Genomic DNA, 22742 nt, shown 5'->3' on the forward strand with positions numbered 1-22742 from the left:
GGTATTCGTATTAAGTGGCTATTAAACAGCAAACCGTAATCCTATACAGTAATCACGAATTACGTCGATTCTCTGCAGAATACTAATCACCGATTACGAGCTTTTATGCTTCCAGTTGTAATTGGCTTAAATAACGATAAAGACCTTCTTCGTTTTTCATCAGTTCTGCATGACTTCCGGTTTCAATAACTTTGCCTTTTTCAAGAACGACAATAGTATCGGCTTCGCGGATAGTCGACAGCCTGTGGGCAATGATGATCGAAGTTCTATTTTTCATCAGTTCTTCCAGTGCTTCCTGTACCAGGCGTTCAGATTCAGAATCCAGGGAAGAGGTTGCTTCATCCAGGATAAGGATAGCAGGATCCTTTAATAAAGCCCGGGCAATGGCTATTCGTTGGCGTTGCCCCCCTGATAATTTAACTCCACGTTCACCAACCAGCGTATCGTAAGCTTCCGGGAACCCCGTAATAAATCCGTGAGCGTTAGCCCGTTTTGCAGCAGTCTGGATTTCTTCTTCGCTGGCATTCAAACGGCCATAAGCGATGTTCTCCCTGATAGTGCCGCCAAACAGCAAAACATCCTGCGGTACGATAGCCACCTGGTTACGGATGTCGGTCAGGCTATAGTCTGAGGCTGCCTTACCATCAAAAAGTAACTGGCCCTCCTGAGCTTCGTAAAAGCGCAAAATTAAGCCTGCCATAGTAGACTTTCCGGCACCGCTGGGACCAATGATAGCTACTCGTTCGCCTGTTTTAGCTTCAAAAGAAACTCCATTCAAAACGGTAATCTCCTTACGGGATGGGTATGAGAAAACAATATCTTTAAATTCCAGGTTGCCTTCTATTTTCTGGTCTACCTTATTGTTGTCGTTGAGCATGTAAATAGGCTCATTTTCTTCGCCAAGTATCTCTAGAACACGCTCACTTGCACCAAATGCTTTTTGCATTGTTGCATATAATTCCGGAAAGCTACCCATTGCGGCACCCACGAACGTGGAGAGGAGAATGAAGGTAAACATGCTCGCGAGGCTTATTTCGCCAGCTTGCACCAAATGCGACCCGTACCAGACTACTGAAACTATTGTGCCGAATAAGCAGAAAACGATAAACGATGCGAACATTCCTCTAAACCGGGCTCCGCGCATGGCTATTTTAACAACCTCACGAATACTTTTATTGTACCTGCTTACCTCGTATGATTCGTTCACGAAGGCCTTGACATTAGAGATCCCCTGCAATGTCTCTTCCACGATAGTATTAGACTCGGCAAGTTTGTCCTGCGCTTTCCTTGATAATTTGCGGATAAATCGCCCGAATACCACGGCGATCACCACCATGACAGGCAGCACGGCAAGCAACATCAGTGTTAGCTTGCCTGAAACCAGCACCAGAAAGATGATCCCCCCAGTAAAAATGATCACCTGCCTGATCATTTCGGCAAGGGTAGTGGTTATAGCATCCTGTATTTGTGAAAGATCCGCCGAAAGCCGGCTGTTTAACTCGCCAACCCTCCTCTGCGAAAAGAAGTTCATGGGCAGCGTAATAAGCTTATGGTAAGTATCCCGCCGGATGTCGGCAAGGCCTTTCTCCGCCACCTCAACGAACCAGTTTATCCTGAAATAGGAAAAAATCGATTGTACGAACAATACAGCAAGTAATGTAAGAGCAACAGTATTTATATCTGTTGGAAAATAATCTAAGATCTCCCTGGGAACCGCGGCACCCGTTTGCCTTAACTGCTGTCCACCGGTTCCGATCAAACGGCCCATTAGCAGAGGAAAAAGAAACGAACTACCGCTAGATATTATAAGGCATGCTAACCCAAGAAAGAATTTAACGCGGTAAGGCTTGAGGTATGAAAGTAGCCTCATCACCTGCTTAATGCTTTCTTTATTGATTTTTGCTTTGGGAAGTTCTTCAGCCTGAGCGTTGCCGCTATTTAATCGAGCACGTGCCATCTATATATCTATACAAGTAGGTGTTGTCCGTTATGAGACGGCGCAAAATTAGCTTTATTTGATCATTCTTTACCATTTTGTCGATCAATCCAAAGTAATTTTTTGATGGCTGATAGAAATAGCCCTATGGGTCTGGAAAAAATCAGCAAACCAATTGAAAGAATCACCAGTATGATTATAGACGACTTCAGCCTGGCCTCCCGTTTTTCTAGTTTCTCAACCTCACCTTTTAAGACTTCATTTTGCTGCTGCAGGCTTGTAATTGTCGATTGAAAACGATCTATCCGTCCCTCAACGGTTTCAGCCCGGGTTTCAACTTCCTTTTTCTCGAAATCTTTGTAATCCAGCAGTATCTTAAGTTCGGTGAAGATCTGATTATCGTTCAATACGATCTGCGTTAAGATATCATTCGATGCCTGCATGTCGCGTTTCGTTTTTAAGCCAAAAATGCCTGAACGTTTAGTAAGGCTATTGTCATACTGTCCAAAACGCTCACTTCTCTCGTCAAGCAACTTATTGATCTTATTCCTTTGTACGTTATAAGCCGTTGTATCTGTTTGAGCTACTAAAAACTTGTTTGAAATAAGAAGAAAGGCAATCAGGGCTATATATCTCATGAAAGTTAGGGCTAGTGCATTATCATGATTGAAATTCTATGCGTACAATATCTCCAAGATGAAGGCCAAGCAAACCGCTGGCGTTTCCTTTATTAATTGCTATTTCGAGGTGGTTGCTAATGCCGAAAAGGCAAAGTTTCTCGCCCTCTGGAACCTCGTTGTAGTGCCAGCTTAATTGTGATATTGATTCATTTCTCTTAAAAAACAGCGTGAAATCGCGGTTCAGCTGTACACTGGTGAATATCTCTTTTGTGATATTCGTTATGATATTTTGAAATGAGTCAATGTAAATTACGCTTCCGCGGATAATATCCCGCTCAATAACGGGTTGAAGTGTCATCCGGTCTTCAACTCCTGATACTGAAATCCCTATGTCCTTAAGTTTGCCCCCTTTAGCAAGATGGCTGGCAGCTTTAGGAAATATATCAGAAAGAGGAAAATGAAGATATTTAAGATCCTGCATGATATTCAGCTCAACAATTTCACTGGGATCTTCCTCGAAGAGGAGGGAAAATATACCATTATCCGATCCGATAAAATAGTGATCTCTATATTTGAGAGCCAGATACCGGGTTTTCTCGTTAAACACCGAATCAATTCCAATTAAATGGACAGTTCCCTTTGGAAAATAATGAAAAGCGTTCTTTAATATAAAGGCCGCCTGTGGAATATTAAAGGCAGAAATATCATGGCTAATATCAACAATATTCGCGGTTGGCAACTGGCTCAGGATGCTTCCTTTCAGCGCAGCCTGATAAAAATCTTTATAGCCTAAATCGGTCGTTAAAGTGATTATTGCCATTTAAAATGTAAATATTTATTGTTAATCTTGCGATAGATATTATTGGTACAAATATTGAATTTTAATCTCAAATAAACACCGTGAACTAAAAATAACCGCAACTTGAACGAGCTTAATCTAACTTTAGAAAATGTAAATCCGGTAGTAATCTGGGGAGCTAACAATGAATATTTTGAGATTATAAAGAAGCATTTTCCGAAGATAAAGATTGTTGCCCGCGGGACTGATCTGAAAGTCCTCGGCGATGAGACTGAAATCAATAATTTCAATGCGAAATTTACTGAGATATTGAATCACGCAGACAAGTTTCAAAGTCTGAACAATAACGATCTTGAGCAGATCCTCGGAGCTAAGATTTCGGCGAATTCGGAAGCAGAAGCTGGTTCGGCACGGAGCAGCGGAGGCGGAGATCCTATAGTTTTTGGTCCGAATGGAATAGTGGTTAAGGCGCGCACTGCCAATCAGCGGAAGATGGTAGATAGTATAATCAAAAATGATATTATTTTCGCTATCGGACCTGCAGGCACTGGTAAAACTTATACCGCTGTTGCACTCGCAGTTAGAGCCCTGAAAAACAAGGAAATAAAGCGGATTATCTTAACAAGGCCGGCAGTTGAAGCCGGAGAGAACCTGGGGTTCCTGCCTGGAGATTTGAAAGAGAAAATAGACCCTTACCTGAGGCCTTTGTATGATGCTCTTGACGATATGATCCCGGCAGAAAAACTGAAGGTCTTCTTGGAAAACAGAACTATTGAAATTGCTCCGCTTGCATTTATGCGTGGCAGAACCCTTGATAATTGCTTCGTTATTTTGGACGAGGCTCAGAATTCAACGGATATGCAGTTGAAGATGTTTCTTACCAGAATGGGACCGACCGCTAAATTCATCGTTACCGGTGACGTTACACAGATCGATCTTCCGCGTAAGCAGCAATCGGGTTTGAATACTGCGTTGCGAATATTAAACGAAATAAAGGGAATTGATATTATTTACCTCAACGGAGATGATGTCGTAAGGCATAAACTGGTTAAAAACATTCTAAGAGCCTACGGTGATATCCAATAAAATAAATTTACAATACATGAACGCCATTAAAGAAACCCACTATAAATTTCCCGGACAAAGCAACTTTTATAAAGGAAAGGTCCGTGATGTCTACACAATAGGGGACCAACTTCTTGTTATGGTAGTGACAGACAGAATTTCAGCTTTCGATGTAGTATTGCCTGAACCTGTACCTTTCAAAGGTCAGGTTTTAAATCAGATTGCAGCTAAGTTTTTACAGGCGACAATCGACATTGTCCCGAATTGGGTAGTCGACATTCCTGATCCGAATGTTACTATAGGCCGGATATGCGAACCATTCAAGGTCGAAATGGTCATCAGAGGGTACCTCGCCGGTCACGCCTGGCGCGAGTATCAGGCGGGGCGACGTTCTGTTTGCGGAGTTGCACTTCCGGATGGCTTAAGAGAAAACGACAGACTTCCTGAACCTATAATTACTCCTACTACGAAAGCATCCGTTGGCCATGATGAAGATATATCCCGTGAGGAGATAATAAAAAGAGGGATTGTTTCTGAGGAGGATTATTTACAGCTTGAAAATTATACTCGTGCTGTATTCAAACGCGGGACCGAAATGGTAGCCGAGCGTGGATTAATCCTGGTGGATACTAAATACGAATTTGGCAAGGCAGATGGTAAGATCTATCTAATCGACGAAATACATACCCCGGATTCCTCGCGTTATTTCTACAAAGATGGCTACGAGGAATTATTGTCTAAGAATGAGCCTCAAAGACAGCTTTCCAAAGAATTTGTACGAAAATGGCTGATCGACAATGGGTTTCAGGGTAAAGAAGATCAAGCGATCCCGGTAATGAGCGCCGAATTTGTCAAGTCAGTTTCTGACCGGTACATTGAACTGTACGAACACATAACAGGTGACAGATTTATAAGACAGGACGATTCCGACCTGACATCGCGCGTAGAGAGAAATATTAAAGAAGCGCTCCGGCGGCTTTCGTGATTATTATATTGAAAACCGAAATATCTTCATTAAATTAGAACATGTATCCTGCTTGGGATCCATAGTCTACCAGCAAATCATATCCCGATGAAATTCACAGTCGATAAACACGAGAAATACGTTTTAATAAAGCTCAACGAAAACAAGTTAAACAGTATAATCTCGCCCCAGCTTAAATCTGAATTAATTTTAACGAACACAGAAGGCCAGCGTAACGTGATCCTTGACCTCTCCAACGTTAAATATTCAGACTCTTCAGGCCTGAGCAGTCTTCTTGTTGGACACAGGATCTGTAAAAATGCCGGTGGAGCATTTATTCTTACAGGTATTAACGAAAATATTGCCAGGCTCATTGCAATCTCTCAATTGGAAAACATCCTGACTATCGTGAAAACCGTAGATGAGGCTATTGATCTGGTTTTTATGGAGGAAATCGAAAAAGAACTCAGGAGAGAATTGAAATAGGCACAATGAACCAGACTGCGCATGAAGTTTGAAGTTACGATTTTAGGTAGCAGCTCTTCGACCCCGATTTTCAATAGAAACCCCTCGGCGCAGCTTCTGAATGTTAATGAGAAGTTTATCCTGATAGATTGCGGCGAGGCAACGCAGAATCAACTATTGAATTTTGGCTTAAAAGCCAACCGGATTGACCAGATCTTCATAAGCCATTTGCACGGTGACCATTACCTCGGTTTGGTCGGCCTTTTGTCGTCCCTTCACTTAAATGGCAGGACTAAACCTATGGATATCTTTGGTCCGCCTGAATTAAAAGAGATCATTGACCTGCAGTTTAAACACTCCCAAACCTTTCTCAAGTATCCGCTTAATTTTAAAGCTACTAATCCGGCTATAAGGGCGAAGATATTTGAGAGCTATGATGTGGTAGTTGAGAGCTTTCCGCTTGACCATCGAATTCCATGCACTGGCTTCCGGTTTACCGAGAAGCAACGCCTGCGCAAGATGATCAAAGAAAAGATCGAGGAATTAAATATCCCGGCTGATCAAATTCAACTGATAAAGAAAGGTGGAAGCTTTACGGATAAGAAAGGAAGAGTTCATTCATCAGAAGAACTTACAACAGAGCCTGAAAAGCCAAAAACTTACGTGTACTGCTCTGATACTATATGCAGCTGGAAATACCTTGACTATATTCAGGGCGCGGATACGTTATATCACGAAGCAACGTTTTTGCATGATATGCTCGCGCGGGCAGAAGAAACATTTCATACAACTGCTTTACAGGCCGCCGAGGTAGCGGTAAAATCAAATTCCAGAAAACTGTTAATCGGTCATTTTTCCGCCCGCTACCGGGAGCTTGAGCCCTTATTGGAAGAAGCCAAATCCTTGTTTCCGAATACTCTCCTGGCTATCGAGGGAACGACTTTTGAGATCTGATAACTTTCAGCTCTTAACTAGTCTTTTCTGCCGCCAAATACCGAGAAGCTAACATATCTTTTAGGGTTAGCTTTCAGATCGATCATTAGCTTGTCAAGATTCTCGGCCGCATTATTCAGATTATTATACATTTTCTCGTCATTGATCAGCTGCCCCAGGGTTCCCTCACCGGTATTGATCTTATTGACTATAACTTGCAGTTCAGCAACGGCTTTATTTGCCTCAGCCATCGTCTGCGCGAAGTTCGTCTTCGCAACATCGTCTGATAACTTTTCGAAGTTATTCATGATGTTGGTGATCTTAGCATTATTATTTTTGAAGTTTCCGGTAATAGATTCAAGATTACTCATAATACCGGCAATTTTGATGCTTTGAGTGGTTACCAGACCATCCACGGTTTTCGTTGTTCCCTCGAGTGTTTCAAGCGTTCTGGCGATACTTGCAAAACTCCGGTCAAAGTTACGTTGAAATTCAGGGCTTAAGGTGCTGTTTACAGAGGTCAGGACCGAGTCCATTCTCGCAATGATCTGCTCAGCCTTTTTCTGTATGGGTTCGATCTGGTCGGTAAGATTTTTCTGAATATTTGCATTCAATGTATCGCCGTCCTTTGCAAAGTCGCTCCCCGTACCTAATTCAAATACAATAGCTTTTCCTCCCAGAAGATCGGTACTTTCTAAACGGGCTATGGTATTTTTAGGGATGGCATATTCTGGATCGATCTTAAACTGCGCAAGTATCTGTCCGTTGGGCTGCAAAGTAAGATCAGAAACCCTGCCAATCTGGTAACCATTAACCAATACCGGCTTAGAAACAGCCAGGCCATCTACACGATCGTAAGTGGCGTAGAACTCGTTTTCGCTTGAAAAAACATCGTTGCCTTTTAAGAAACTATATCCTATGATCAGTATCGCAATCGCGATTGCAGCTAATGCACCTACTTTTGTCTCGTTGGTAATTTTCATTTAGTTTGTAAACTTGCTTATGAAGAAACTTATCAGGGCCGAAGGTATTTCAAATATCGTTAGCAAATACTAATTAAGACGACTAATTACGATATTATGTTGCATCATTCCAGTTCAGCCTGTTTCTTATAGGTCTGAATTGCTTTTAACAAATTATTTACGATTTCGTTTTGCCCGCTTTCTGAATTCATATATTCCTCTTCTTCGGGATTGGAAACAAACCCAATTTCCGTTAACACAGCCGGCATACCAGCTTTGGCAAGCACTGCCAGACTTTGTTCCTTTACACCACGGTCAACCCTTCCGCTAAGTACGTACTCATCCTGCATATAGGAGGCCAGCTTTATGCTCTGGTCACGAAACGCATTTTTCATCAGCGATAACATGATTATACTTTCGGGGTCCTTAGGGTCATAGCCTTCGTAATTATTCTTATAATCCTTTTCCAAGAGGATGGATTCATTTTCCCTGATTACCACATCCTGCTCGTCTAAACGGCCAAATCCCGAAACAAAAGTTTCTGTTCCACGGGTAGAAGTACTCTGCCGGTTTGCATATACCGGAATCCTGCGCCCGCGGCTATCCTTCCTGTAACTTACTACCACACGTTTAATGGGCATAGAATTGCAATGGATAGAAATAAATAAGTCGGCCTTTATATTGTTAGCAATTCCAATACGTTCATACAATGGAATAAACACATCGGTTGTCCTGGTATACACAACTTTCACATCTTTTAAATTCGTTTCTATGGCTTTACCAAGTTTTAAAGCTACCTGTAAAGCAATATCCTTTTCTCGGGAGAACAGGCCTTTGGTTGCCCCGTCGTGGCCGCCGTGGCCGGCGTCAATCACGATGGTTTTTATCCGGTATGCGCTGACACCGTTAGATTTATTGGTAAAAGAAGTGAGAGTTAATAAGACTAAGACAGGCAGTAATACGTAAATGTATCTGATCAATGGTATATTTTTCATTAATTTTGAGCGTATATTATTATCTATCGTTGCAAAAATAGTATTCATCATCGAATTTGAAATTTATTAAGTCCCTTTTTACATATTTTTTTATCGCTTTGCTATTCATAACGTGCTCCATTTCACGGGTGAATGCGCAACAACTTACCGTGCGTCCAGATAACGCAAAAGGTGATACAACATTGCGACGGGATTCAACTAAGCTGGATACTGTAACAAAAAAATCAATATCTGGCACTGGTCTCGAATCGGAAGTGACTTATTCCGCAGAGGATTCAATCATCTCTGACCGCGTTAACAATATAGTAAAAATGTACGGAAGAGCCCGGGTTAAATACCAGGATATGGAACTTGATGCCGACTATATTCAATACGACCAGAAGAACAACACTCTTTTTGCCAAAGGTCTTATAAATCCCAAAACACAACGATACACCGGACGGCCTTTATTCAAACAAGGCGCGGAGCAGCCCATCACTACCGATTCATTGTTTTACAATTACAAATCGAAGAAAGGTAAATCGTACGGTGTATATACCGAAGCCGAGGGAGGCTACCTGCAGGCTCAGCAATTTAAAAAGAACGAATGGGGGGAAGGGAATTTTGCCCACGGGGTGTATAGTACCTGTAATTTGCCCTATCCTCATAATCATTTCGGAATAAATATCACCCGGGGTATCGTTACGGAGAAACAAATAATTACTGGTCCTTCATATCTTGAAATTGAAGGGGTTCCCTTACCCCTGGGGATTCCTTTTGGTTTTTTTCCAAAACCTAACAAACGATCGGGGGGCTTGTTGTTTCCGACTTTTGGAGAAGACATCCGGGGCTTCTTTATGCGAGATCTGGGTTATTACATCGGACTGAATGATTACTGGGACCTTGCTACACGGGGCACATTGTATTCCAAGGGATCTTATGAAATAAGTTCCGCCGCACGATACCGTAAAAATTACAAATATGACGGCAGTGTAAATTTAAGATTTGCCTCCACGAAGACTGGTGTAGAAGGTACCGAGGCATTTAAACATCCCAACAAGGACTTCAATATAACCTGGAGTCATTCGCAGAATCCGCTGGCAAATCCTGGAACAACATTCAGTGCCTCGGTAAATGCCGGAACCGGAAGCTATTTCAGAAACACGGGTGCAGCGGGAAGCTATAACCCTGAACAGCTGGCAAGAAATACACTAACATCCAGTATTAGCTACGGCAAGGTATTTGCCGACGGCCTTTTTAACTTCACGTCGAGTTTACGCCATAATCAGGATATAGAACGTGGAACAGTCTCCCTGCAATTGCCCGACTTCAATCTGGGAATGACGACACTGAACCCATTCGATAGTAAGAACAGGGCAGGAGAGCAGAAATGGTATCAGAGAATTAGTCTTGGGTATACCATGCAGGGAAGCAACTCCATCAACACGACGGAAAGCGAGCTTTTTAAGCGCGAAACATTAAGCAAGTTTCAGAACGGGATAAGGCATGATATTCCGATTTCTATGTCGCTGAACGTCGCGAAATTTTTTCAGTTCAACACGAGCGTTAACTATAGTGAAAAGTGGTATCTGCAGACTATCCGGCAGAGGCTGGCTAACGTTCCTAATGGTTTTGAAAAAGTCACTGATACAGTTCAGGGATTTAGCAGGGTATATGACTACAACATAAATAGCGGCTTCTCAACCAAAGTCTATGGAAAAGTTAATTTCAAAAAGGGTAATTTAATGGCCTTGCGTCATGTAATGACGCCGTCTGTATCGGCCAATTATCAGCCTGACTTTGGTTCGAACCGTTTTGGATATTTCCGCGATCTGCAGAATGATACAGCAAGCACGCGCGAGGGCCGGGATCGTAATCGTTACTCCATCTACAGCGGCTCGCTTTATGGTGCTCCTTCGGTTGGAAAGGTTGCGGGAATCGGGTTTAGCCTGGATAATAACATCGAGGCTAAAGTCCGTTCAACTGCAGACTCAACTAAAAGTTCTGTTATTGTTCCGATCCTTCAGAGCCTTAGCTTTTCGGGCTCTTACAATTTTGCAGCTGAACATTTCAAGCTTTCCACGATCGGGTTTTCGGGAAGGACTGCGTTCTTTAAGCAAAAAATTGCGCTTAACTTTTATGGGACCCTGGACCCCTACCAGATCGATGAAAAAGGGGATAGGATTGACAAATTTACGATTAGTAACGGCAGTCTGGCCAGGCTCACTAGCTTCGGTATGTCAACCGATTTTAGCTTGAATTCCACGGCTTTCAAAAACCGGAACGAAAACCTGAACCAGATCGATGCAGGAAAGCAAAATTTGACGCCGCAGCAACAGCAAGAGCTAAATGCGATCAGCCGCGATCCTAATGCATTTGTTGACTTTAATATACCCTGGAATATAACTGCAGCTTACAGTTTTAACTATTCAAAAAGCGGTCGTACATCAAACGTTTCGAACACTTTAAACTTTTCCGGCGATTTTAACGTGACACCGAAATGGAAGGTGCAATACACGTCAGGCTACGATTTTGACAGAAACGATCTCAGCATGACCACCTTTTCTATATACCGTGACCTGCACTGCTGGGATCTTTCTTTCAGGTGGTCGCCAATTGGAACTTACAAGTTCTATACTGTTGATCTACGGGTTAAAGCTTCGATCTTACAAGACCTGAAACTGAGCAAACGACGTGACTTCTACAATAACTTCTAAGTAATGCTGGCTGAACTGATTACTATTGGAGATGAAATACTTATTGGGCAGATAGTCGATACGAATTCTGCGTGGATGGCTCAGCAGTTAAATTTGGCCGGAATAGCAGTTAAGCAGATCAGTTCTGTATCTGATGAAAGGCAACATATTTTAAACGCCTTAAAAGAGGCGTCAGAGCGTGCAGATATCATACTTATAACCGGAGGCCTTGGGCCGACCAAGGATGATGTTACAAAGACTACCCTAGCCGAATATTTTAATGTTGGGCTGCATACAGATGCGGAGGCACTGGAAAATGTGAAACGTATCTTTTCCAGGCACAAAGGGCCTATGCTTGAAGCCAATATCAAACAGGCTGAGGTATTGGAAAACTGTATCACCTTAGTAAACTCTAATGGCACTGCTCCCGGAATGTGGATCGAACACGAGGGTAAGATCTACGTTTCGATGCCCGGCGTCCCTTTCGAAATGATGTACCTGATGGAAGAGCTAGTTTTACCAAAGATCAAGGAACGCTTCAGTCTGCCATCCATCGTTCATCATACAATCCTTACCGCCGGCATAGGGGAGTCGCTGCTTGCCGATAATATCTCGCTTATTGAAGATTCCTTACCCGATCATATCAAGCTGGCATACCTCCCAAAATTAGGGCTGGTCAGGTTGAGACTCAGTGGAAAAGGCGGCGATCCACACCAATTGCAAAGCGAAATTGCTTCCTGGGTCCTTAAAATAACAAATGCTGTCAGCGAGTTTGTCGTAACCGAAGCTGATGTCACGCTTGAGAAAGCAGTATTAGATAACATGGCCTCAAAAGGGCTCACCCTGTCGGTCGCCGAAAGCTGTACCGGAGGTTATCTGTCTCATCTCCTTACGATGCATGCCGGTAGCAGTAAAGTTTTCCTCGGAGGCGCAATATCTTATTCAAATCAATTGAAGGAAAGTATGCTGAATGTCTCTGAAGACACTCTTACTAAGTTTGGAGCAGTTAGCGAAGAAACGGTTTTAGCAATGGCTCGCGGCGCTATTAAAAATTACGCATCCGACTATTCTGTCGCGATCAGCGGAATAGCGGGACCCGACGGAGGGACTGAAGAAAAACCTGTCGGAACTGTCTGGGTGGCTGTTGCAGGAAAAACAAAAACAATTTCAAGGAAATTTCAGTTTGGAAACAAGAGGGCTCAAAATATTGAACGATCGGCAGTTAATGCACTTTCAATGCTTCACAAATTAGTTAAAGAAGAACAAGCATAACCAACATGCCCGAAAAAGCTTATTTTTGCAGGCAGACATCCAATTCATAAAAACCAAATATGGCCCGATACGAATTAGTGCTTCCTAAAATGGGTGAAAGTGTTGCAGAGGCTACTATTATCAAGTGGATAAAGCAGCCAGGTGATTCAATTGCAGTTGATGAGTCCGTTTTAGAGATAGCTACAGATAAGGTAGATTCCGATGTTCCTTCGCCTGTGGCCGGGAAACTGCTTGAAGTTCTTTACAATGTGGACGATGTAGTTCAGGTTGGCTCCCCAATAGCCGTTATCGATACAGGCGGCCCATCGGATGAAACGGAGCAAACAACTGTTCCAAAGGTAGCTGCAAAAGAGGAACAGGTTACCAAACCCGACGACGATACTCAAAACACTGAAAGCGATCAGGAGGAGGAAATTCCCGGCATGAGTGCTTTACAGGAAAGTGAAAGTCAGCCGCAGGATTTTTCTGCAAACAACTCAGGCAGGTTTTACTCACCGCTGGTTAAAAGTATGGCGGCCGAAGAAGGAATTAGTATCGCAGAGCTTGATTCACTTAAAGGAACAGGATCTGAAGGCCGTGTTACCAAACAGGATGTGCTGGATTACATCCGTCGATCCGGACGTAGCACCGGCTCGACGGCATCAACTCAAAGTTCGGCCTCCGAAGCACCTAAAGTATCATCCATTGAGACAAAATCACCGTCTCCGGTTTCAGTTTCGGGCGGTGATGAAATTATCGAGATGGACAGGATGCGAAAGCTTATAGCCGAACACATGGTTATGAGTAAGCACACCTCGCCGCATGTAACCTCTTTCGTTGAAGCCGATGTTACTAACATAGTTAAATGGCGTGATCGCGTAAAAAGCGATTTTGAGAAAAGGGAAGGGGAGAAAATTACATTTACTCCAATTTTCATCGAAGCTGTTGCGAAAGCGATTAAGGATCTTCCTATGATCAATGTCTCAGTCAGTGGCAGTCAAATTATCAAGAAACGCGATATTAATATCGGTATGGCAGCGGCCCTTCCTTCAGGTAACCTGATAGTTCCTGTCATTAAAAACGCCGATCAACTCAACCTGGTTGGACTTACAAAAGCAGTGAATGATCTCGCCAACCGTGCTCGCAAATCTCTGCTCAAGCCGGATGATACGGCAGGAGGGACGTTTACGGTGACTAATGTCGGCACCTTTGGTAACGTAATGGGTACGCCGATAATAAATCAGCCGCAGGCCGCCATACTGGCTGTAGGCGCTATTAAAAAGAAACCTGCGGTGATTGAAACAGAGCATGGTGATGTTATTGCAATAAGACATATGATGTTTCTCTCTCTTTCTTATGATCACAGGGTTGTTGACGGCTCGTTAGGAGGCTCATTTATCCGCAAGGTGGCGGATTACCTGGAAGCCTGGGATACTAATCACGAAATCTAATTATTTAGCTTAATTTAACCGGATGAAATACACTACCAGGCTATTAGTTTGCTTTTTATTTGTCCAATTATCAAGTTTATCGCTGTCAGCTCAGCAAAATCCCCGATTTTATAAGGACATCCAGGCCTTTAAAAAACAGGATAGTATTAGTGCCCCACCTAAAAACGCAATCTTATTTGTGGGCAGTTCCTCATTCACCGGATGGAAGGATGTGCAGACTTATTTTCCGGAATATCCGATTATTAATCGTGGCTTCGGAGGCTCAAGTCTGACGGATGTGATCAGGTATACTAATGACATCATCATTCCTTATCAGCCCAAACAAGTTGTGGTTTATTGTGGAGAGAACGATTTTACGGTGACAGGTGTTAATGCTGATACTGTATATAATCGTTTCAAAACATTATTCGAATTGATCCGCAAAGATTTACCCAAAACCCACATTGCATTCGTGTCACTTAAGCCTAGTCCGAGCCGCGCTAAATATATGCCGGAAATGGCGAGAGCGAATGACCTGATCAGGGATTATCTGAAGACAAACCGTAGAACCGCCTATGTGGATGTCTATTCCAAAATGCTGCTTGCCGATGGCACACCTATGCCCCATATCTTTAAAGCCGACAAATTGCACATGGTCGAATCCGGCTACCGGATCTGGCAAAAGGAAATCCAGCCGGCATTAGTCAAATAAGAATGCATTCGACCCATCTGAGCTAACCGGAATTTTGAGATTGGAACACACCTCAGACGGCAAGTTCCACGCTGGCCTGATTATATGTTTTAAATTTATCCGTTAGTGCAGCCGCCTGAGCTATAAATGCTTTGTCTGCGTCTATCAGGCTTTTCTTCGCATTCAATTCACTGATCTTTACCCCGGCGAGTAAATAATTCAGATCGATGCTTCTATGCTGTTCTATGATATACTCGAAATTTATCTGATCGATAAGTTTCTCGTCGTTGTAACGCACATATACCGGCAGCACATAATCATTTTGGATTCCTAGCTGTGAATTCTGGTGATATTTTTTGTATTCATAACGGTAGTCGTATCTGAGAGCGGCAATATCCGACAGAACAGCCGAGCCGGTAGGATGCCCGCCCGCGCCTTTTCCATAAAATAATTGCTGATCAGCAAAGGCAGCCTTGACCGATACGGCATTATATTCATTTTCAACATTATATAAAAAGTCGCTTTTGGGAACAAGTTGAGGGGCTACATACAGCGCAATTTCCTTCTCGTTTAACTTTTTTGCCGTTGGAACCAGTTTTACTTTCAGATTATGCTCCTGCGCGAAAACCAGATCAGCAGCCGAAAAGTTATGGATTCCTACGTTCAATACCTCTTCTGGCTTTAGGAAAACACCATAAGCATGTGCAGCGGCTATTACCAACTTGTATTTTGCGTCGTAACCGCCAACATCAAGCCGGGGATCTTTTTCGGCAAATCCCAGATCTTGTGCCTGCTTCAGGGCATCGTTGTACTCTAACCCTTCATTCGCTATTTTAGAAAGGATGTAATTGGATGAGCCATTAAATATCCCGCTTATGGAGTGCAGTAGCTCATTGTCATAGTATTCTTCAAGATTCCTGATAATTGGGATACTGCCGCAAACAGAGCCTTCATACAGGAGCGAGGTTCCATATTCTTCCTGGATAGCAACTAGTTGATCCAGATGTTCGGCAACCATTTTCTTGTTGGCTGAAACGACATTTTTCCCATTTTTTAACGACGTTGCAGTAATATGAAAGGCAGCATCGGCGTCGTTTATCAGTTCGATCACGGTATTGATCTCAGGATCATTTAAGATATCACCAGCATCTGTTGAAAATAATTCAGAAGGAAGGCTTCTGGGCTTACCGGGGTCTTTGATAACGATCTTCCTGATCTCGATATTTAAATCCTTGGTGCTGATTATGTCATATAACCCTTGTCCTACAACACCAAAACCAAATAAACCTATTGATAGTTTTTTGCTCATTTACGCTATTTTATGCAAACTGATAACCTGATTATCGGTATCTGCGGTTATGAATGTGCCGATCTCCTTTGTCAGGATCTCGGTCTCTATAAGGAACCCGTCATGTCCGTAGAAGGAATTTAACTCTGAAAAACGGGCTCCGGGTATGTGTTTTGCGAGGAATTGCTGCTCTTCCAGGGGAAAGAGGACGTCGTTCACAATCCCAATCACTAAAGTTTTAGCTTTAATTTGTTTCAATGCATCGATAACCGAAGACTTTCCGCGGCCGACATTATGACTGTCCATAGCCTTGGTCAAATACCAGTAACTATAAGCATTAAACCTGTTCACAAGCTTCTCGCCCTGGTAGTTCTGATAGGAGCATGCTTTGAAGTTACCAACCTTGTCGTTCCCAACTTCAAGCTGCGTTGCACCGTAAGTGCCATAGCTTCGATAAGAAAGGAGCGCTATGCTTCGTGCAGCTTTAAGACCCTTGCTTCCCCCGTCTTTAGACTGAGAATAAAAAGTCCTGTCGGCCGTAATCGCTAATCTTTGGCTTTCGTTAAAAGCGATACCCCATGCCGAGTGCTGTGCATTTGTAGCTATAAGAACCAATTTTCTGATTCGCCCGGGCTCGAGTATCGCCCATTCCATTGCTTGTTGCCCGCCCAAAGAACCTCCAAGAAGCAATGCTATTTCGGGTAAATTCAGATGATCGGCAAGTATTTGATGAGCAGCAGCGAGATCGCGTACTGTAAATTCGGGGAAGGAAAGATAATAAGGAAGTCCGGTGGCTTTATTAATGCTTAAAGGGTTTGTGCTGCCATAGTTTGAGCCCAAAACGTTAGCGCAAATTATGAAGTGCTCCTCAGGGTTAAACAAACAGTTTTCTCCAAAGAGCCCTTTCCACCAGTCGAAAACGTCAGAATTGGCAGTAAGGGCATGACATACCCAAATAACATTGTCCTTTTGAGCATTCAGCTTGCCATAGGTGTGATAAGCGATCTGCAGGTCGCTTATCTTTTTACCGCTTTCCAGTTTAAATGGTTCTTTATGCTTGTATATATTCTCGGTGTTCATTCTTTTATTGTTCGCCGGGGCGCTGGAAGACGCCCCGGCGTATGTGAGATTATTTTATAGCAGCGAATGCTTGGTCAAGGTCGCTTTTGATATCATCAATGTGTTCGATGCCGACAGAAACCCTGAGCGACGCAGGTCTTACCCCTGCGGCTTTTTGTTCTTCGTCCGACAGCTGTTGATGGGTTGTGGCTGAAGGTTGTATGATTAAAGTCTTCGTGTCGCCAAGATTAGCTAAGTGGCTTATTATTTTTAAATTATCAACGAATTTTATCGCCGCTTCTTTTCCGCCTTTAACATCAAAAGACAGTACGGCACCAAATCCATTTTTCAGGTATTTTTTTGCCTTTTCATGCGTCGGACTGCTCGGCAGGCCAGGATACTCAACTTTTTCGACCTGTGGGTGTGCCTCAAGCCACTTGGCTAGTTCAAGCGCATTGTCTACATGGCGCTGAACGCGAAGTGATAATGTCTCTATTCCCTGGAGCAGCAGGAAAGAATTGAAAGGCGATTGTGCCGGCCCGAAATCCCTTAGTCCTTCAACACGTGCCCGTATAATAAACTGAATATTTCCAAATGGGCCGCCTATACCAAAAACATCTTTAAACACCAGACCGTGATATCCTTCAGACGGCTCTGAAAATTGTGAAAACTTTCCATTTCCCCAATCATAATTACCGCCATCCACAATAACACCGCCAATAGAGGTTCCATGACCGCCAATCCATTTAGTTGCCGATTCTACAATAATGTTGGCTCCATGTTCAAACGGGCGGAAAAGATATCCCGCGGCACCGAAGGTATTGTCGACGATTAGCGGCAAGTCGTGTTTCCTGGCTATCTCAGAAATCTTGTCAAAATCAGGAACGCTAAAACTTGGATTCCCTATAGTTTCAGTGTAGATAGCTTTGGTTTTTTCATCGATTAACGATTCTATGCTTGCCGGGTCGTCACCATTAGCAAAACGTGCTTCGATCCCCAACCTCTTAAATGCAACTTTAAACTGATTGTAAGATCCGCCATATAAAAAAGATGAGGTTACAAAATTATCGCCCGCCTGAAGGATATTGTTTAACGCGATGAATTGCGCCGCCTGACCAGACGCTACAGCTAATGCCGCCACACCACCCTCTAAAGCAGCTATTCGCTTTTCAAAGACGTCTGTGGTTGGATTCATGATCCGGGTGTAGATATTTCCAAATTCCTTCAGGGCAAACAGGTTCGCCCCATGCTCAGAGCTGTTAAAAACATACGAAGTGGTTTGGTAAATCGGAACGGCACGTGAACCGGTTGTTGGGTCAGGTTCCTGACCTGCGTGTAGCTGTAAGGTTTCGAATTTTAAATTTTGTGACATGATCTTAATTTTAGAGTTCTATTAATTAAAAGAATGTATTAATGATAGGAGCCAGGGAGCTAAGTTCACAGGCTAATTCTCAGGCTAAATGCCTTAGAAACATACATAAGGCGTGCACATACAACAATCAACTTTGAAAGCAAATTGCGGATCAGCCTCGAATTTCAGATTATTCCCAATTCGGGAAAATACAGGGATTGTGTTTTCTCTTTTCATTATTTATAAATTTATATCTCCCTTTCGGGACAGGAATTGGCACCTTTCCCGGCATGACCGGGGGGTTGTCAGTGGGTCAATGAGCCTGATCTCTCGCCACTTCTGTATAAATCAATAAACATCAGAGTCTATTGAAGGACAGATTGGTACTTCTACCAAATATTGTTTCAAATATATGCATCTGCACGTATTTAAACCAAATTTAATTTTTAAATTTATGCATCGTCCTGATTATTAGTTTATTGGGCTTAACGCTTGCCGCAGGTCATCAAGCAGATCGTCTATGTTTTCCAATCCCACCGATATCCGGATCAGGTTTTGCGGTGTCTTGGTGCCGGGGCCTTCCTGGGATGCCCGGTGTTCCGCCAGGCTCTCAACTCCTCCCAGGCTTGTTGCCTGGCTAAACACTTTCAGGGAGTTTACAACCCGTATCGCTTCTTCCGCACCGCCTTTTACCAGGAAAGAAAGCATACCTCCAAATAAACTCATCTGCTTTTTTGCCTGTTCATGACCGGGGTGGCTCGTCAGGCCGGGATAGTAGACTTTTTCAACAAGCGGATCACTCTCCAGGAATTTTGCCACCTGCATGGCGTTCTCATTATGGCCGCGCATCCTGTAAGGCAGTGTTTTGATTCCTCTTACCGTCATATAGCAATCAAATGGTGAGGGCACGGCGCCGGCAAGCACCTGTACGCTGCGGACCTTTTCCCAGAACTGGTCTTTATTGGCGCTGATAATGACTCCGCCCAATACGTCACTATGCCCGCTCAGATATTTAGTGGTCGAATGCATGACCAGATCGCATCCAAGGTTTATTGGTCGCTGAATTACCGGGGTGCTGAATGTGTTGTCGCAGGCTACCATGACGTCATGCTGCTTCGCCAAGTTAACGATCGCCCGGATATCACATACTTTCAACAGGGGGTTTGAAGGTGTTTCCACCCAGATAAGCCTTGTTTCCGGCCTTAGATGTCTTTCCACGGCCTTAATATCGCTTAGATCAACAAAGTCAACCTCAATCACCCCTTTAAATACCTGGAGAATTTGCGTACGCAAACCATGGTACATATCGTCAGGCGCTATGATATGCGCACCGGGACCAAGAGCCTGGAAAACAGCTCCGGCTGCTGCGTTACCCGATGAAAAGGCGCAGGCGTCAGCTCCTCCCTCCAGTTTCGCCGTCACGTTTTCCAGGGATCTTCTGTTCGGATTATCCATTCTAGAATACATATAACCATCCGGGTAGCCGCCGTCGTGCGCACGTTCGAAAGTGGTAGACAGCGTTATAGGCTGGATAACGGCTTTAGTATGTTGATCAATCAGGTTTCCGGCGTGAATTGCTATTGTTTCGATTTTCATGAGGGTGGGTTTTAAAAGCAATATTAATAATCTCTGAAGAATTTATTGAGATTGGCTGCTATATTTCATGCTTTTACAAGCAAATGATATTGATTCGATCCATTGTTGTATTTTTGCATAAAGAATTCTGAATGAATATCAATTTGAATTTCAATCTCCTTTTAGCTGATCAAAACCTTTCCCCGGATCTTCGCGCCGTGGCTGAAAAAGTTATCGCTGGTCAGCGCATATCATTTGACGACGGGGTTTTATTATACGAGAAAGCGGAGCTTGGCTTTCTTGGCGTTCTTGCAAATTACATCCGCGAAAAACGTCACGGGGACTTCACCTACTTTAACCGCAATTTTCATATAGAACCTACCAACCTGTGTGTGTACGATTGTAAGTTCTGTTCCTACTCCGTGCTTATTAAAGAACGCTCAGAAGGATGGGAATATACCATGCAGGATATGATGGACATCGTAAAGAAATACGATGATCAGCCTGTTACCGAAGTTCATATCGTCGGTGGTGTGCTTCCTCAGTACGATGTTAAATTTTACAGTGAGCTGTTTACCGCCATTCATGAACATCGGCCCGGTCTTCATGTGAAGGCCCTGACACCCGTTGAATACCATTATATTTTTAAAAAGGCGAAAATCGACTACGCTGCAGGGATGAAAATGATGAAGGAGGCAGGCCTGGACTCCATACCCGGTGGCGGAGCGGAGATCTTTCATCCCGAGATCCGTACGCAGATTGCTAAAGACAAATGTACCGGTGATCAATGGCTGGAAATTCATGAAGAATGGCATAAGCTGGGGATGAGATCAAACGCAACTATGCTGTACGGACATATAGAGAAGTACTGGCACCGTGTGGACCACATGGAACGGCTTCGGGTTTTGCAGGATAAAACTCGCGGCTTCCAGACATTTATACCGCTTAAATTCAGAAACCAGGACAATCAGATGTCTGATGTACCTGAGGTCTCTGTAATAGAGGATCTACGGAACTATGCCATCGCCCGTATATACCTTGACAATTTTGATCACATCAAAGCGTATTGGGCAATGATCAGTCGCAATACCGCTCAATTGTCGTTAAACTTTGGAGTTGATGATATTGATGGGACCTTAGACGACACTACTAAGATCTACTCCATGGCCGGTGCAGAAGAACAGCATCCGGCGATGACAACAAAGGAACTGGTAGATCTCATCAAATTCGCCGGCCGGCATCCCATCGAGCGCGATACGCTTTACAATGTTATCAAGGATTACGAGAACTACGAGTTTCCGGAAGACGAAAAGCCTAAATTTTATAAATTACCTGTTCTGAATTGAAGAAAACACTATACATTATCCGGCACGGCGAAACAGACCTTAATAAAAGAGGAGTAGTTCAGGGTCGTGGAATGGATACTAACCTGAATGACAAGGGAAGGGAGCAGGCTGAAGCCTTCTACCGGGCTTATAAAAACGTACCTTTTGATAAGGTTTACACTTCTACGCTTAAAAGAACCCATCAGACTGTCAGGAAATTTATCGACAGTAACATCCCATGGACACAGTATCCCGGTCTTGATGAACTCGGATGGGGCATTTATGAAGGCAAGGAAAGCAGCGAACACATTAAGGCTGAGTTTGTCAATATCCTGAATAAGTGGAATTCAGGAGAACTGCACCACAAATTTGAACTTGGCGAGAGCCCGCTGGAAGTCCAGGAACGTCAGTTAACAGTTCTCGAACGACTCATCGAGGAAAACGATGACCAGAATATTCTTATCTGCATGCACGGTCGTGCCCTGCGGTTATTTCTGTGCCTTCTTTTGAATAAGCCCCTGACTGAAATGGAAACATTTCCACACTCCAATACTACGTTATATAAAGTTGAATACGATGGCAGCTCATTCCAGATCATCGATTTTAACAATACCGATCACTTAACTCACGCTTAACCGGTTTGAATAAAATAAAGATTTCCGCAGTATCATATACCAATACGAAGCCTTTTGTGCATGGTTTAATACATTCAGGAATCCCTGACAAAACGAATTTCAGTTTAGATATCCCTTCAGTTTGTGCTCAAAAACTCATTAATAACCAGGCAGATATAGGATTAGTTCCGGTAGCCGCACTTCTTGAAATCCCGGAATACCAGATAATTTCTAATTACTGCATCGGAGCAACAGGTGCAGTGGATTCGGTATTTATTTTCAGCGACAAGCCCATACAAGAGATCAGGAGTATTAAACTTGATGTACAGTCAAGAACATCCAATAACTTAGCCAAGGTACTTCTTAAAAATCATTGGAAATCCCAGCCTTCCTTTGTTGAAGAAAATGCGGACGCATTTGTGCAAATAGGGGACCGGACCTTCGGTAAAAAAGACCAGTTTGCATACGGGTACGATTTAGCTGAAGAATGGCAAAAGTTTAGCGGTTTGCCATTTGTTTTTGCGGTTTGGGCTTCCAATAAAGAGATGCCGGAAACATTTATTAAGGAATTCAACGAAGCCTTAAAATATGGGCTGGATCATCGCATGGAAGTAATCGAAACAATCCCGCCAAGGGATAATTTTGATTTCAACGATTACTTAATGAATAAAATAGATTATAACCTGGACGAGAGAAAGCTTGAAGCCCTTCATAAATTTCACGGCCTGATCAGGGAGCTGTGAT

General features: G+C 43.3%; 20 protein-coding genes and 1 riboswitch. Of the genes, 11 read left to right on the plus strand and 9 right to left on the minus strand.

Annotation, left to right across the window (positions count from 1 at the left end):
• Positions 1-103: 103 nt before the first annotated feature.
• The 3 genes from P2W76_RS05855 to P2W76_RS05865 form a co-directional block, all read right to left on the minus strand.
• Positions 104-1957 carry an ABC transporter transmembrane domain-containing protein gene (locus tag P2W76_RS05855; protein ID WP_276346638.1) on the minus strand — a complete coding sequence of 618 codons (1854 nt, stop codon included), beginning with the start codon at positions 1955-1957 and terminating at the stop codon, positions 104-106.
• Between the two features lie 62 nt (positions 1958-2019).
• Positions 2020-2574, minus strand: coding sequence for a hypothetical protein (locus P2W76_RS05860; protein WP_276346639.1), 555 nt, complete (start codon positions 2572-2574; stop codon positions 2020-2022).
• A gap of 22 nt (positions 2575-2596) precedes the next feature.
• Positions 2597-3376 (minus strand): SAM-dependent chlorinase/fluorinase, encoded by a 780-nt coding sequence (locus P2W76_RS05865; protein ID WP_276346641.1) that lies wholly within the window; start codon positions 3374-3376, stop codon positions 2597-2599.
• 102 nt (positions 3377-3478) lie between these two features.
• On the opposite strand from P2W76_RS05865, the gene P2W76_RS05870 reads away from it, so the two are divergent.
• The 4 genes from P2W76_RS05870 (at position 3479) to P2W76_RS05885 (ending at position 6803) form a co-directional block, all read left to right on the plus strand.
• Positions 3479-4441: a PhoH family protein gene (locus P2W76_RS05870; protein WP_276346642.1), complete on the plus strand. Its 963-nt coding sequence runs from the start codon at positions 3479-3481 to the stop codon at positions 4439-4441.
• Positions 4442-4457: 16 nt separating this feature from the next.
• A complete protein-coding gene (locus P2W76_RS05875; protein ID WP_276346644.1) occupies positions 4458-5405 on the plus strand; it encodes a phosphoribosylaminoimidazolesuccinocarboxamide synthase in 948 nt (315 codons plus the stop codon).
• Positions 5406-5492: 87 nt separating this feature from the next.
• Positions 5493-5870, plus strand: coding sequence for an STAS domain-containing protein (locus P2W76_RS05880; RefSeq protein ID WP_276346645.1), 378 nt, complete (start codon positions 5493-5495; stop codon positions 5868-5870).
• Between the two features lie 21 nt (positions 5871-5891).
• Positions 5892-6803, plus strand: a complete 912-nt coding sequence (locus P2W76_RS05885; RefSeq protein WP_276346646.1) for a ribonuclease Z — start codon at positions 5892-5894, stop codon at positions 6801-6803.
• A 17-nt stretch (positions 6804-6820) separates the two neighbouring features.
• Here the strand turns inward: P2W76_RS05885 and P2W76_RS05890 are convergent, their stop codons facing one another.
• Positions 6821-7765 carry an MlaD family protein gene (locus tag P2W76_RS05890; RefSeq protein ID WP_276346648.1) on the minus strand — a complete coding sequence of 315 codons (945 nt, stop codon included), beginning with the start codon at positions 7763-7765 and terminating at the stop codon, positions 6821-6823.
• A 104-nt stretch (positions 7766-7869) separates the two neighbouring features.
• Positions 7870-8739, minus strand: coding sequence for an N-acetylmuramoyl-L-alanine amidase (locus tag P2W76_RS05895; protein ID WP_276346650.1), 870 nt, complete (start codon positions 8737-8739; stop codon positions 7870-7872).
• Between the two features lie 311 nt (positions 8740-9050).
• Here P2W76_RS05895 and P2W76_RS05900 point away from each other — a divergent pair, with 311 nt between their 5' ends.
• The 4 genes from P2W76_RS05900 to P2W76_RS05915 are packed head-to-tail and all read left to right on the plus strand — an operon-like array spanning position 9051 to position 14807.
• A complete protein-coding gene (locus tag P2W76_RS05900; RefSeq protein ID WP_276346651.1) occupies positions 9051-11435 on the plus strand; it encodes a putative LPS assembly protein LptD in 2385 nt (794 codons plus the stop codon).
• Positions 11436-11438: 3 nt separating this feature from the next.
• Complete coding sequence (locus P2W76_RS05905) at positions 11439-12686, plus strand: competence/damage-inducible protein A (RefSeq protein WP_276346652.1); 1248 nt, start codon at positions 11439-11441, stop codon at positions 12684-12686.
• A gap of 59 nt (positions 12687-12745) precedes the next feature.
• On the plus strand, positions 12746-14116 hold the full coding sequence (locus tag P2W76_RS05910) for a dihydrolipoamide acetyltransferase family protein (protein ID WP_276346654.1): 1371 nt from the start codon (positions 12746-12748) through the stop codon (positions 14114-14116).
• A 22-nt stretch (positions 14117-14138) separates the two neighbouring features.
• On the plus strand, positions 14139-14807 hold the full coding sequence (locus P2W76_RS05915) for a GDSL-type esterase/lipase family protein (RefSeq protein ID WP_276346655.1): 669 nt from the start codon (positions 14139-14141) through the stop codon (positions 14805-14807).
• Between the two features lie 52 nt (positions 14808-14859).
• Here the strand turns inward: P2W76_RS05915 and P2W76_RS05920 are convergent, their stop codons facing one another.
• From P2W76_RS05920 to P2W76_RS05935, 4 genes are all read right to left on the minus strand, one after another.
• Positions 14860-16095 (minus strand): homoserine dehydrogenase, encoded by a 1236-nt coding sequence (locus P2W76_RS05920; RefSeq protein WP_276346657.1) that lies wholly within the window; start codon positions 16093-16095, stop codon positions 14860-14862.
• Positions 16096-17154 carry a homoserine O-acetyltransferase gene (gene metX / locus P2W76_RS05925; RefSeq protein ID WP_276346658.1) on the minus strand — a complete coding sequence of 353 codons (1059 nt, stop codon included), beginning with the start codon at positions 17152-17154 and terminating at the stop codon, positions 16096-16098.
• A 49-nt stretch (positions 17155-17203) separates the two neighbouring features.
• A complete protein-coding gene (locus tag P2W76_RS05930; RefSeq protein WP_276346659.1) occupies positions 17204-18505 on the minus strand; it encodes an O-acetylhomoserine aminocarboxypropyltransferase/cysteine synthase in 1302 nt (433 codons plus the stop codon).
• 224 nt (positions 18506-18729) lie between these two features.
• Positions 18730-18834, minus strand: a riboswitch (SAM riboswitch).
• A gap of 121 nt (positions 18835-18955) precedes the next feature.
• Positions 18956-20080: an aminotransferase class I/II-fold pyridoxal phosphate-dependent enzyme gene (locus tag P2W76_RS05935; RefSeq protein WP_276346661.1), complete on the minus strand. Its 1125-nt coding sequence runs from the start codon at positions 20078-20080 to the stop codon at positions 18956-18958.
• A 131-nt stretch (positions 20081-20211) separates the two neighbouring features.
• On the opposite strand from P2W76_RS05935, the gene mqnE reads away from it, so the two are divergent.
• From mqnE to P2W76_RS05950, 3 genes are read left to right on the plus strand one after another with little or no spacing between them, the layout of a single operon-like run.
• Complete coding sequence (gene mqnE / locus P2W76_RS05940) at positions 20212-21405, plus strand: aminofutalosine synthase MqnE (protein WP_276346662.1); 1194 nt, start codon at positions 20212-20214, stop codon at positions 21403-21405.
• On the plus strand, positions 21402-22019 hold the full coding sequence (locus tag P2W76_RS05945) for a histidine phosphatase family protein (protein WP_276346663.1): 618 nt from the start codon (positions 21402-21404) through the stop codon (positions 22017-22019). The genes mqnE and P2W76_RS05945 overlap by 4 nt, the downstream gene beginning before the upstream one ends.
• Before the next feature lie 5 nt (positions 22020-22024).
• Positions 22025-22741 (plus strand): menaquinone biosynthesis protein, encoded by a 717-nt coding sequence (locus P2W76_RS05950; RefSeq protein ID WP_276346664.1) that lies wholly within the window; start codon positions 22025-22027, stop codon positions 22739-22741.
• Position 22742: the final 1 nt, after the last annotated feature.

The sequence above is a fragment of the Daejeonella sp. JGW-45 genome, from assembly GCF_029360805.1.
GTDB lineage: Bacteria > Bacteroidota > Bacteroidia > Sphingobacteriales > Sphingobacteriaceae > Daejeonella.